Source organism: Sinorhizobium sp. (genome assembly GCF_059070375.1).
Map to the genome: position 1 here is coordinate 906,599 of NZ_JCACWC010000002.1, position 12,029 is coordinate 918,627.

The window sequence follows — 12,029 nt, forward strand, 5'->3', positions numbered from 1 at the left end:
GATCGATTGATCCGACGCCTTTATTATTTCACCAGCGAAAAATACGCGCTGGAAAGCATCCGCTATAAACGGATCAAGGTTGCTCGCTTCACTGAACTGAATGACCCATTCGACTTCCTTGGGTTAGCCGTCGATCTTCCATCGCAGCGCTACTATCTGAACAAAGCCCGCGCAGAAGTGGACAAAGTAAACGGCATTGTCTGCATGAGCACGACATGGCAGGAGCCGCTGTTGTGGGGACATTACGCCGACAAACACAAAGGAATCTGCCTAGGCTTCGATGTCGAAAACGAAGATTGGCATGAGGTGCGATATCAGGCTGTGAGGCCCTCGTTGGCGCGTTACGGCGTCAAAACGCTTGATGAAATAACCGATGAACAATGGGAAGACATCTCGCTGACGAAGTTCAAAGCGTGGGAATATGAAAAGGAATACCGCCTTCTCGCGGACCTGAAAGACCCTGATCCTTCCACAGGGTTGTACTTCCATGCCTTCTCGGAACGGATGGTGCTTCGGCAAGTGATCGTTGGCTTTAGGTCGGATGCCACTAGGGCAACGGTGGAACAGCTTGCTGGTCCCGATGTAGATGCGTTTCAAAGTAGACCCGCGTTCAAAGATTTCAGGATCGTAAAGCAGCGTGACGATAGGTGGTGAAGGTTTCCGGCAGCGGATCGGCTCGTAAATAGCCGATGCCTTCCCAACTGCACCTCTACATATCATCGGCTTGCTTCTGATTGTTGGCGACGTCCAGTGCCTTCCTGATCTATCACCGCATCACCAGGGCAGAAATGGCTGTTCTCGTGCAGCTTCAGCGGCTTTCTTTGCCGCCCTGCTTTTGCGCTGCCTTTCGGCGTCTTCCTGCCGCTTCTGTTCCGGGGTCTTGTTCTTCTTGTCAGAACGGGTCTTGCGCGGACGCTTCTCGAAATCGATTGGGAGCGGAGTCGATGGGGCACAATTCAAGATGCGCTGAAGATAGGTGGCTACACCTTCATCGGGGGCGATCAGAATAATGGGGTTGTTGCTGTCCTTATTTCGAAGGCTGGTGCGTCCAAGGAATTGAAGTGCCATCTGATAGCAGAGCGCTTCCTTGGCTTGCTTCTCGGTGATGCCGTAGAAGGCAAAGAGACGGTCAATGGTATCGGGATCAAAATTGATACCCGCCATAAAAACCCCCATGTCATAGCCCTGAAGGTGGTTCCAACCATGGGGGTTCACAATCACGCGCTTGCCATACCCCTCACATTGGCAATTCTCATCTTTACCAAGGCAAGGGCATTCCAGCTTCCAATTATAAGCCTCAACGGAGTCGGGTTCGTTCGTACAGAAGATATGGCTCTTGCCGGGGAACATGACGGCAAGGCACTCGGCGACCATATGAAGAAAGATTTGATTGCCACGATCCCTGTCGTTGTCTCCAAGCCGCTTAAAAAAGGTCTTGGACAGGTTCTTGACCGCGACATGATGGAGTTCAACGGAAGGTGCCTTGCGGCTCAAATAATCATTATCAAGGCGGGATTCGATCCATTCATTCGGCTGGAAATCAACGTCCTTTGCCCACATCAAACCAAGCAAGGTCTTATCGAATTCGGCAGATATGATCAGGGCATCTTTATAGCCAGCCATAATGGAAGCCAGCATGAAAATCGTGAACTGAAGGATCACTTTGCCGGTCTTGCTTTTCTTGAAGGATTCCCCGGAAGCAGCCTTATCCAAGCTTTCTTTGTCGATGATTACCCGGTAATGCTCGTCATTGGCGTATCTACCAAGCTCTTGGGCTTTCTTTCCGAAGTGAAGGAAGTCCATGCCTTTATAGTCTTTGACTGACTCAACCATGTCTTCTGTCACAACAGAGCGCGTTAGCTCGTAAAATCCATCAACAGCAGGCGTATCGATTACCGACAATTTCTGAAGGTCTTCAGCCTTATCGAATTTGATGCGGATGTTCAGGACTGGCGAAACCACTTCATCCTTCATCAAAAGACGATCAGCAGTGTTCGCCTTGGCACCAAGCGCAACAGAGTGATTGACGATAAGTACGCCTTCATAGCCAGCAGCACATTGGCGCGCGTACTCTTCGGAAGCAGAACGAAAGCCTTCTTCCTGTGAAATGACGAGACAGCGAATGCCATATCCCGCAAGAAGGTCGCGGTACATCTTAGACAAACCGTTGGTGGGAGTGGCGATGGTTGCCGGGACGGGACATCCCATATTCTGCGAAACCAGATCGTCATACCACTGAAGCGTTGTCAGGGTCTTTCGCGATCCAACGTTGCCGGAAACCGTCTGAATAGTATTTTTCTTGTTCATAGTGATCCTCAATTAAAAAATAGCGCAAATAAAAAAGGTCTCTGTGCGTCGGGCGAGGAACACAGAGACCTTTGACAGACGTACGCATGCGTAGTGCTATTTGAGGATCAGGAACCAAAGCCTTCCGAATGACCTGTTGGATACCAAGCCATTCGCCCGACTTTGCTTCCAACTGTTATATTTATGGATTTTCTCCGTTCAGACCGTCCAGAAATGTAGTTTTTATGGACCTCATCACAAAAAATACATGTGATGTTCTTTTGGATTACAATATTTAACAATATTTCGATCTGATAGTCAACCGGAATGGAGATGGGATAGGTTGAATTCATATTAAGTTTGGCAGCAATATTATGTCACATTGCGCCATTCAATCACCTGTCACACACTTAACCCGTAAGGAGTCTTTCTTACGGAATATCCCCGTGACATCTTTGGATGATTTACCAATAAAGAATCCTACATCACCTGTTAATATGGGATCGCCGAAGGCGAGACCATTTCACGAGCTTGCGAGTGAACCTTCAATAAAAGAAGGATTCCATAAGGAACATATCGAACAGTAAGACATTTGTAGGTATTCACTTATTGAATCTTGTGATCACTAGCGAACCAGAAGAATTCAACCTTTATTGAATCGACACAGAAGAATATCTAATGGATCGCTACCAGTTAACAAGCTGAACCTTATGGACGTTGATCTTCACTCGCCTTCGGCTCGTGGCTCGCTTCGCTCGCTCGAAAAGGTAATGTTTAATTTGTTAATTGACGGATTCATTAGATATCCTTCCTACATTGATAGGAATCCCGTGGGATCGATTGAACGCCGCGAAAATTCACCCTGTACCGGTAGAAGTTCTTCCCCTGCATTGAGTGACGCAAGATCGTACGATTGAGTGCCGCAAAAGCCGATTGAGTGCCGCAAGATCACACCGTGATTTGATATGCATATACATAAGAACTTATCCTGAACTGCTTGCAAACACAATCAGTCGAGTTCTGTCGCGGACCACTTACTTAAACCGCCCGCGCCGCCGTTTCGCCCTGGAAACCCGCCACAACCGTTCAATATTGAACATTTTCCGGATGCCGCCCGATCCCGCAAAAGGATCACCACAGCTTGAATATGACCACACACACGAGCGCGAAAACGAAGAGAAGGTTATCGAGTAATAACCGGTCGCGGACCCTTGCAGCACGCCAAGCAAGTTGATGTGCAGCCGTTCTTTGTCATTCTCTTTGCGGGATTTCGCCATGCACACTTCTCCATTTGGAATTCGTGTGCTGCTTGCTGCGCAACAACGCAGGAAATAGCCGCTATAGCAAGGGGTTTCGCGGGCGTTTCCCACAGACAGGCTGTTCCGCTTGTGTTCCGGGCTGTCGTTTGTGAGTAATGGGCATGCAAAAAGAAGAGCGATCCCCCGAACCGCCCTTCCCTAACTGCCGTCGATTCCTTGGCTATTCCGCCAATGCTCGATAGACGGTCGCCTTGCTCAAACCCGTTTTCGACATGATTTCCCGGATCAACAGCCCATCATCACGCATCTTCCGGATGTCCGCCGATACATCCTCTGTCGCCTTCGCTTTCCGCCCGAACTTGGTTCCCCTCACCTTGGCAGCGGCAATACCGTCCATCTGGCGTTCTTTGCGTAGATCGTTCTCGAATTCAGCGATAGACGCCAGAATTCCAAGCATGAGCTTGCCGTATTTCGTTGTCGTGTCGATTTCCGCCTGATCAAGGCATTTGAACTCAACACCCTTGTCGCCAAGCTCCTTTACAATCCTATGCAGATCGGCAGCAGATCGCGCCAAACGATCCACACGGGAGACAACAAACACATCGCCCTTGCGAGCGAACCGAAGAGCTTCCTGCAATGCCGGTCGATTAGCGTCCACACCAGAACGCTTCTCTTCAAACAGGTGATCCGGTTCGACACCAGCGGCAAGCAATTTTTCCCGCTGCACATCAAGCGCCTGTCCTACCGACGATACACGGGCATATCCGATAACTGCCATGTCTCAAAACTCCATAGACTTTGCATGGCTACGTTATGAGACATAAAACGAGACACGTCAATAACCGTTCGTGAAACGGTCGCACCGTGTACACATTTTGAGACATTACCACTCAAGTGGCTTATCAATCAGCGGCTTCTTCGCCTTGGGCTTCGCTGGCTTCGGCGGTGCCTAACCTCGCCAAGGTATTTCTCATGCACGGTGACCGGAAAATCAAATCCGGGGAGCTTCAGGGAGACCATTCCCTTCTCCCACACGCGTGTAACGTGGGCTCGAATTAGAACAGCATCACCTTTCTCTATTCGTTTAGTCATCCCTAATATTTGGCGCGTTCCCTTTCGGCTGCAAGTAGCGCATCCGAGCGATCAACAAAGCGTTGCATTTTCATCCGCTTACACGTTAACGTTCGTTGGTTGGATTCCCGCCCAATGGAGAGGCACATTCATGAAGATCGTTATTGCGAGTTTGGCATTTTCTCTGATTTCCGCCCCAGCTTTCGCATTGTGCGTCGGCACAGAAACCCTTTCGTCCTGTACCGATGCAACCGGCAATAACTACACGGTCACGCGGATGGGCAACACGACCTTTATGAACGGCTCCAATGCCAGCACCGGCTCTAACTGGTCTCAGACAAGCACCACGATTGGCAACTCCACCTTTCACAACGGCATCGATAAGGACGGCGAAGGTTGGACCTCTACTTGCATCAACGGGTTCTGTAACTGAGCGATCCGCATAACAACAGCGATGAACCAGACAGTGCGGGAACTTCCCGCCTCGGATAACAACCATGTTCGACAAGATGATTCACACCAGGCTTGGCGATCAGGGTCGCAAAGGCAAGGCATCCGCATGTTTTTGACTACCGACGATGGAAAGACGCTTAATGCCATGCTTGAGCCGCACGAGCTCGGCATCGCTCTCCACAGTCGCAGCGGCACAACAAGAAACCGTGACTATCGAGCAGCACTTGAATTGTTGATGGCTCGTTTGGATGGCGCTGATGTCGATTACGAGATCTATTTGGATAGCAAGCCTGTCCAGCACGTCCCTCTTGCTGAGCGCCGACTTTCGTTCGATCGGCAGGCACCAGTAACAGAACGGTTCGATCACATTGTGCGGGGGATGAACGCGGGAACCGCCAGTCACGGGGCTTGGCGAAGGCTGCTCATCGCGACACCAGGCACAAACCCAATCAGCCTACCTTCAATCGTTGGAGCCTCTGACACTGAACGTAATGCTTCCCGATTGCCCGCGAGCGAACTGCGAAAGGTCCGCGCTGATCACATCGAGCGTGCAGTCGCAATTCTCCGAGATGGTGGTGACGCACCCAACTTCTCCGCATCACGCGATTACGACGCGATGACCGCCGACGGGATTCCCCTCGCTCCAAAGAAAGTATTCGGTCTGGCGCTTCAAGAGGCGCTCGGAATTGAAGCTTATCCTGCACATTTTAGCGCAGGATGGGGACAGATCAGCTTTGAGCTGCTCGAAGAAGCGGGCCTCTGGATCGTACCAAAAAATGGTGCCGCGGCACGACCAAAGCCCAAATCATCGGCGGTGCAGGCAGAGCTGATGGGCCTCATACCGACGGAAGAGGAAAGAAGCTGGATTGAAGGCAATCCGAAGATCGTTTCTCACCTAAAGCGCGAGCGCCAACCCGGTTTAGCGAAAAGGAAGCGCGAAGAGTTTATTGCAAAGCATGGACGTTTGTTCTGCGAGGACTGCGGACTTGATCCTTCAGAGCACTATGGTGGGGAAGCTGGGTCAGCATGTATCGAGGTTCATCATCACAGAACGCACGTCGCCGCAATGCAGCCCGGTCACTTGTCAACCACCGAGGACCTCAAATGCTTGTGCGCCAATTGCCACCGTGTTCTACATCGCAAACTTACACTGGGAATTTCCGTCTGAAGAGTACCTTCTGCCTCCCCTTAGAAAGGTCTCGCTTTCTGTACTTGCGTTGACACCAATCGTTGACCACAGCGCGGTTTGCAGTTGAAAACCACGGATGTGTTAAGGCGTGTCGATGAGGCTTTTACGAGAAAATTTTCCAGCATCATAACCGGGAGGCAAGATGATTCACGGACGCAGTGTACGCCTTTATTTGGTCGACGGATCTCCAACTGGGATCATGACGGCAGAAATTATGAATTGGACGGGACACGTCCTCGTGACCCCACGTTCTCGGCTTCCCGAGGCACTGCAAAGGGGAGAAGCGACGAGGACCGGAGTGTATTTTCTGGTCGGAGATGATCCCGACCAGCCGAGCAAGTCGAGGGTGTACATCGGAGAAGGCGACAGCGTCGTTGATCGAATCAAGTCACACGCCAAAGATGGTCAGAAAGACTTCTGGACGCGTGCTTGCCTAGTCACCTCGAAAGACACGAACCTTACGAAGGCTCACGTCCGGTATCTAGAAAACCGCTTTGTTGAACTCACGAAGTCGGCGGACCGTGCGAACGTTGCCAACGGAAATGAGCCTGGTCGTAAGAGCCTGCCCGAAAGCGACATAGCGGACATGGAGTTTTTCATCTCCCAAGTGCAGGTAATATTGCCAGTCGTTGGCTTCGACTTCCTGCGACCGAAGGCAAGTGCGAAGATCGTCACTACAGCGGAAGAGTTGGCGCCCGTTTCAGGCACTGGTCTCCACCTTGTTATGACAAGCGGAAAATATGGGTATGAAGCGCGTGCCGTTGAAATCGACGGGGAAATCACGGTTCTAACGGGCTCGCGGGGAACAACCGAGAATTTTACAACAAACATATATGGAGCATTGCGGCAGCAGCTGATTGACGACGGGCGACTGGCTTCCACAGAAGATCCGAACTTCGTTGAATTCCTAGAGGATGTTACCTTCGCTAGCCCGAGCGCAGCCGCTGCGGTGATAAAGAACCGCAACACGAACGGTCGCACCTCGTGGCGCTTGGCGGAAACGGGTCAAACGCTGAAAGAATGGCAGGATAGCCAACTTGGACTGCCGAACGGCGAGAACTAACTTAACGCGTTGCCCGACAATGCGAGATGTTATTCCGCCCTCTCATTCCTCACGCGCGTACGTCGCTAGCATAGCGCGGAGTAAGTTACATTCTAAGCGGGGATCGTGTGAACTTATTTGTACGCAACAGGTATGGTTCTGAGAATGGTGCGCGTTTCGTCTGCGATAATCGCGCACTCGATTTTGCCGAATATAGTATGCACGTTTGTTGTGATCGACGAAGGCGCTTCAAGCGTCGGTAAGATCTGACGCCCCCCCTCCGCTACAAATGGCTCCTTTGCGGTAAATTCAACTGCAAAAACAAGCGCATCTTTCAAAGCGCGAGCCCTCGCTGGCTCCATGTCCAAATAGACGCCGCCCGGGTTATATGTACCGTTAGTGAAATCGCCTGAAGGTGGAAAATCTAATTTCCAGGTCATCTCGTTCGGCTTCGAAATACGGTCGAAAAGACTGTAAATTTTTGCGCTCCCAGAATTGACCGTGGTAGTGGCGCCAAAAACGTTTGTCCCCCGGTAGCTGCCTCCGGAAATTGTGATCTCCAGCAAGCCAAGACCGTGGGTGGAAGTGGAGGTGGTGATTTCTGGTACGCCGTACCCATTGCCCTTAGTAAAAACGTCCTGAAATCCTCCGCTATTAAGCATCCAAGAGTAAGCACTTATCTTAAGTCTCTTATCGTCTGCGTCATACTCATTGAACGAATTCCAAGGTTGTATTTCCGATATAAACCTCTTTCCCAGGAATTCAGCAATCTTATTAGATCTTCGAAGTGTGAAACTATCGGTAGTCTCAAATTCATCTTTCTTCGCATTAATCTGCGCAAGCGTTTCATATATAAAGTAAGGCAACTCCATCTCTATTTTTTTCCCAATCTCGGAAGCGCACTCCGCATTGGCAGAAGTACCGGTTAATAGGCATAGAGTTGTTGCCTGAAGTATTGCGGATTTTTTCATGTCGTTGCCTCAGTGTAGATCATGTGATGTGGCGCCCAGAACTGCGCTGATGCCGCATTTCCTACCCTACTTCCAGCACGGCTGCGATCTTGACCTCTAGTTCTTACACACATTGTTGCAGCTCTTCTCGCTGGACGGCTGCCATTACGGCGGCGGGAGAAATATGCACTATGAAAATCCCATCTCCCCCCAGTTATTCGACATAACCAATGAGCTTAGGGTGACGACTTACCGGATATCTGGGACAATTGGGCCTTCTTGAATAAAGGCCACTTCTTCCCCACGATCACTGTTCGTCGCTCCGGTCGCGGAGAATTGTCATCTGTCATCGCATCCCAATTCCGAGACGCTTTTGTTCATCGGCTACAAACTGCTTAGCGGCGGCTTCATCGGAGAATCTACGTTCTTTCGGAAGATGCCCTCCGTCATAGACCGTCACCGTCCATATCTTGCCCGACTGGCTGATGATCACAGAATTCTTGACTGCGCCCAAAAATTCCCTCCTCAATGTTTCACGGTCAATTTGGCGGGCTTGATTTCCAACTCAGATGCATCTGCCGATGCCATCTGAGTTCAGAGACGGCAATTATCGTCAATACTCTGAATCGTTCCAGTCGATGTGCCAATCATACTGGCTCGGCGGATTACCGAGCAACATGCACACTTCGAAAACTACATCCTCGTCATCACCGCGCCTCGTAGTGAACCGGGTCCATTCGAAGTAGGCGCGCTCAGGGTCTCCCTGCCGTTTGAAGGGCTCAGACGCACCAAGCCTTCTTCCCACCTCTTCAGAGTAACTGCCGTCAACATGGATGATGATTTTTTGTTGCCAGCTCCCAAATGAATTTGATTTCATTTCATTTTCCTACGCTTTGAGGGCAGTTCGCCGTCCCTCTGGTAACCTGGCTTGAGTGCCTCACTGGCATTCAGTTACCGCCATTTAATCGCGGGTCACTCCCCGCACCGGTCAAGCCGCTGCTCTCACAAGCTCCTGTCATATCGAAATCAAAAATCCTTTTCGATAACCTCAGATTGGTCACCACCCTGCGAAATCACGGATGAATAAATAAGGGCGCAAAGTTCTTTCATGTCCTTGTTAAAGATTGCCGAAGAAGAATTCATAAGGTTAACGGTTTCCGTTGCGCTATTTTGAGCCTTGCCCCAAACCATCTCTCTGTCTATATTATTACCTTCAGTCAGTTTTCTTTCTATGTACTTAATTGCGATTCTGGCTTTGTCCATCTGAGGCTCATCCAAATATGTCATTAGATTTCCCTTCCTGGACTCGTAGCAGGCGCGTACATACATGTAGCGTTCATACGCGTCCCTGAGCTTATCAGCATTCTTTTCTCCGCCTTTAGGCGTATCATCACCAGCACTTTCGGTATTATGCTTTGACTTGTAGTTTTTCTGCGCGACAGCAAGCCCTGAATTGCTTTTATACCGCTTAATGTTCGCTTCGAAATCGTCGTAACAAAGCTCAGCCTTGCCTAAAGACGACTTTGCCAACGTCACCCATTGCTTATCGTTAAACAAAAGTGACTCAAGAAAGCATTCACCGTCGTATCCGCTTGTCCACGTAGCAATCATTAGACTGCTACCTGCACTAAATTTTAGGGAAAGCGGACCGACCTCTTCTCCGCCGCGCGGAAAATTGAATTGTTCACCCGTCCTGACATTGCTCAGAATTGCGAACGAGCAACCCGACCCACATCCGATTTGGGTGAGTGCGTACTCTCCGGAAAAATTTACGCCTTTCTTCATTCCTTCCAAGATGCGCGTCCTAAAATCCGCGAAACCCTTGTCTCTCTCTTTAAAATCGGGGCGCCCCATGGGACCATGATAGGTTTTGCGCACCGCATAGCGGTCCGGTGAGAGAAACGGAAAAAGGTCATCTTCGGTGAGGAACGGCTCGGCGACCCCTTCGCCTTCGTCTCCCTCTCCCAATGCCCCTTCCTCTAATTCAGACCAAGACGCGAAGAGTTGATACCGTTCGTCAATCTGCTTCTCGTTCAGAACTTCCATAGAAATGATGCAATGCCCCTGGCGGATAACCTCCAGAAACAGATCCTCGGTGGAAAGCTGACCTTTTAGGTATAGGCTAATCTCGGCGCCGTCTTCGCGGCTGATTTTATGAACATAGGAATTCAGGTTTGGTTTTTGTCCTCTGAAATTGGCTTCGGAAATACACGTCATCGCGCTTGCGGACGATGTGAGACCAACAACAATCACGGCGGACGCAAGAAGTTTTTTCAGCATGAATTGTTCCTGTGTTCACTTAAATTAATGATGGAACGAGTCTTGCCGCACACGGCTTTGGAAGCTTGTCAGCGGCTGCATAAATCGCCTCGCCGCCGTTATGGCGCTGCGGATGCAACAAAGGGGCGCATGATCGCCCCCCCTTGGAACCCCTGCACTATTTTCCCGGCACGACTGGCATCGCGGAAAGATAGGATCTGAGCTACAATCGCCGCGTGGCTCTGCAGCTATCCAGCTTTGGGACGAGTGAACAGTACGAACAGCCCAAGAATGATATCTCCGATCACCCAGATGCCCAGAAGCAAGGCGATCCCTATTCCCGCACCAATCGCCGTTCCAGCCTGCTCAGCGCTGGACATGGTGTCATAGCCCTTGGTCGCCGCACTTGAGCCACCAACGACCCAGATCGCCATCAGAATATTGAAAGCGATGAACGTCCACTTAAAGAGCTTCCCGATGAAGCCGCGCTTGGGCTTCCTCAATTGAACGCCGCATTTGGGGCATTTGAATGCGCTGTCGCTTACGCTTTGCTGGCATTCAGGGCAACTAATCATTGCCATATTTCAAGTCTCCCTAGTGTTTTGAAACATTTTGAAAACGAAACAAGAATTCGGGCTCGCTCATCGATCCGCGAATTGTCAGGCTGGTTTCCTTCACCCCATCCGCATCTGAAGCAACAAAGTCACCAGACACCGCAACAGTGTCTCCGACTGACATGTTCAGCAGCGCATTGAATAGTGGCGTGCCCTTGTCGATTAATGTGCCGTCCACGATGTCGGAAAGCGCATTGTTCCACGTTGCAATCTCGGTATTGGGCGAAAGGCGAACAGCCAATATCGCCTTCCCCTCACTGGTCGTTTCCAGCCGCCTAATGGTCCCGATCCATCCATCAACGCTGCGCTGCGAACCGAGTGCCTTGACGAGAGCCGCTCGCCTTTCGTCTCGCAATACGCTCTGTTGAAGCTCATTGGCTGCTGATCGGAAGCGATCGCTGTACTCAGTCGTAACACTCAAGAAACGGCTCTGCTGCTCGGGTTGAGACAACGTAGTTGCCGCTGCCGCAATCGTAGGCTCGGCGTTGATCGTATCGGTTTGATTTTGTGTGGACTTGTCAGGCCCCGCGATAGCAGCCAGCACGAATATCGCAATCGCTCCGCCCCCAATCCATTTGGTAATGCCAAAACGAGGGCGCCGCGCGCCGCAATGTGGGCAGGACCTTGCCGATGTCGAGATTTTCTTGCTGCACGTCTTACAATCAGTCCAAAGACTGTCGGACCCCATTTATTCCCCCAAAAATCCCCGCGATTAGCGTCGCTGAGAATCAACAGTAAAGTCAAGACAGTAACCGCAGCTTTCGCCCATAAATTGCAACGCGAAAACTAACGCGGATGGCTACCCAGCATCCAAGCTGCGGAAGGAAGTCGTGTAGCAGCACGCCAACGCTGTTGGCGCTCAAAGATCGATTGTCGCCATTCCTCAAGCCCTTACCCCGCGCCATT

Annotated in this window: 13 protein-coding genes; 4 read left to right on the top strand and 9 right to left on the bottom strand. The window is 50.8% G+C overall.

What is annotated here, in order from left to right; genetic code table 11:
• Positions 1-6 precede the first annotated feature (6 nt).
• Positions 7-654 (top strand): DUF2971 domain-containing protein, encoded by a 648-nt coding sequence (locus AC5J09_RS08790; protein WP_494297442.1) that lies wholly within the window; start codon positions 7-9, stop codon positions 652-654.
• 120 nt (positions 655-774) lie between these two features.
• On the opposite strand, the gene AC5J09_RS08795 is transcribed toward AC5J09_RS08790, so the two are convergent.
• The 3 genes from AC5J09_RS08795 to AC5J09_RS08805 form a co-directional block, all read right to left on the bottom strand.
• Positions 775-2,307: a hypothetical protein gene (locus AC5J09_RS08795; protein WP_494297443.1), complete on the bottom strand. Its 1,533-nt coding sequence runs from the start codon at positions 2,305-2,307 to the stop codon at positions 775-777.
• Between the two features lie 1,013 nt (positions 2,308-3,320).
• Positions 3,321-3,563: a hypothetical protein gene (locus AC5J09_RS08800; RefSeq protein WP_494297444.1), complete on the bottom strand. Its 243-nt coding sequence runs from the start codon at positions 3,561-3,563 to the stop codon at positions 3,321-3,323.
• Positions 3,564-3,765: 202 nt separating this feature from the next.
• Positions 3,766-4,323 (bottom strand): recombinase family protein, encoded by a 558-nt coding sequence (locus AC5J09_RS08805; RefSeq protein ID WP_494297445.1) that lies wholly within the window; start codon positions 4,321-4,323, stop codon positions 3,766-3,768.
• A gap of 444 nt (positions 4,324-4,767) precedes the next feature.
• Between AC5J09_RS08805 and AC5J09_RS08810 the strand changes: the two genes are divergently transcribed.
• The 3 genes from AC5J09_RS08810 to AC5J09_RS08820 all read left to right on the top strand — a co-directional run bounded on the left by AC5J09_RS08810 (position 4,768) and on the right by AC5J09_RS08820 (position 7,321).
• Entirely contained in the window at positions 4,768-5,049 is a 282-nt protein-coding gene (locus tag AC5J09_RS08810; RefSeq protein WP_494297446.1) for a hypothetical protein, read from the top strand.
• A 126-nt stretch (positions 5,050-5,175) separates the two neighbouring features.
• The gene (locus AC5J09_RS08815; protein ID WP_494297447.1) at positions 5,176-6,237 is read left to right on the top strand and encodes an HNH endonuclease; all 1,062 of its coding nucleotides are present in this window, start codon (positions 5,176-5,178) and stop codon (positions 6,235-6,237) included.
• Positions 6,238-6,556: 319 nt separating this feature from the next.
• Complete coding sequence (locus tag AC5J09_RS08820) at positions 6,557-7,321, top strand: GIY-YIG nuclease family protein (RefSeq protein WP_494297448.1); 765 nt, start codon at positions 6,557-6,559, stop codon at positions 7,319-7,321.
• A 113-nt stretch (positions 7,322-7,434) separates the two neighbouring features.
• Here the strand turns inward: AC5J09_RS08820 and AC5J09_RS08825 are convergent, their stop codons facing one another.
• The 6 genes from AC5J09_RS08825 to AC5J09_RS08850 all read right to left on the bottom strand — a co-directional run bounded on the left by AC5J09_RS08825 (position 7,435) and on the right by AC5J09_RS08850 (position 11,667).
• A complete protein-coding gene (locus tag AC5J09_RS08825; protein ID WP_494297449.1) occupies positions 7,435-8,271 on the bottom strand; it encodes a hypothetical protein in 837 nt (278 codons plus the stop codon).
• Between the two features lie 325 nt (positions 8,272-8,596).
• Complete coding sequence (locus AC5J09_RS08830; protein ID WP_494297450.1) at positions 8,597-8,764, bottom strand: hypothetical protein; 168 nt, start codon at positions 8,762-8,764, stop codon at positions 8,597-8,599.
• A gap of 99 nt (positions 8,765-8,863) precedes the next feature.
• Positions 8,864-9,127, bottom strand: coding sequence for a hypothetical protein (locus tag AC5J09_RS08835; RefSeq protein ID WP_494297451.1), 264 nt, complete (start codon positions 9,125-9,127; stop codon positions 8,864-8,866).
• 149 nt (positions 9,128-9,276) lie between these two features.
• The gene (locus AC5J09_RS08840) at positions 9,277-10,530 is read right to left on the bottom strand and encodes a hypothetical protein (protein ID WP_494297452.1); all 1,254 of its coding nucleotides are present in this window, start codon (positions 10,528-10,530) and stop codon (positions 9,277-9,279) included.
• A gap of 227 nt (positions 10,531-10,757) precedes the next feature.
• A complete protein-coding gene (locus AC5J09_RS08845) occupies positions 10,758-11,090 on the bottom strand; it encodes a zinc ribbon domain-containing protein (RefSeq protein WP_494297453.1) in 333 nt (110 codons plus the stop codon).
• Positions 11,091-11,103: 13 nt separating this feature from the next.
• Complete coding sequence (locus AC5J09_RS08850; protein WP_494297454.1) at positions 11,104-11,667, bottom strand: hypothetical protein; 564 nt, start codon at positions 11,665-11,667, stop codon at positions 11,104-11,106.
• Positions 11,668-12,029 lie beyond the last annotated feature (362 nt).

Coding starts and splice junctions, on each gene's coding strand:
- AC5J09_RS08795 (WP_494297443.1), bottom strand. CDS start 2,307: ATGAACAAGAAAAATACTATTCAGACGGTTTCCGGCAACGTTGGATCG.
- AC5J09_RS08800 (WP_494297444.1), bottom strand. CDS start 3,563: ATGGCGAAATCCCGCAAAGAGAATGACAAAGAACGGCTGCACATCAAC.
- AC5J09_RS08805 (WP_494297445.1), bottom strand. CDS start 4,323: ATGGCAGTTATCGGATATGCCCGTGTATCGTCGGTAGGACAGGCGCTT.
- AC5J09_RS08810 (WP_494297446.1), top strand. CDS start 4,768: ATGAAGATCGTTATTGCGAGTTTGGCATTTTCTCTGATTTCCGCCCCA.
- AC5J09_RS08815 (WP_494297447.1), top strand. CDS start 5,176: ATGTTTTTGACTACCGACGATGGAAAGACGCTTAATGCCATGCTTGAG.
- AC5J09_RS08825 (WP_494297449.1), bottom strand. CDS start 8,271: ATGAAAAAATCCGCAATACTTCAGGCAACAACTCTATGCCTATTAACC.
- AC5J09_RS08835 (WP_494297451.1), bottom strand. CDS start 9,127: ATGAAATCAAATTCATTTGGGAGCTGGCAACAAAAAATCATCATCCAT.
- AC5J09_RS08840 (WP_494297452.1), bottom strand. CDS start 10,530: ATGCTGAAAAAACTTCTTGCGTCCGCCGTGATTGTTGTTGGTCTCACA.
- AC5J09_RS08845 (WP_494297453.1), bottom strand. CDS start 11,090: ATGGCAATGATTAGTTGCCCTGAATGCCAGCAAAGCGTAAGCGACAGC.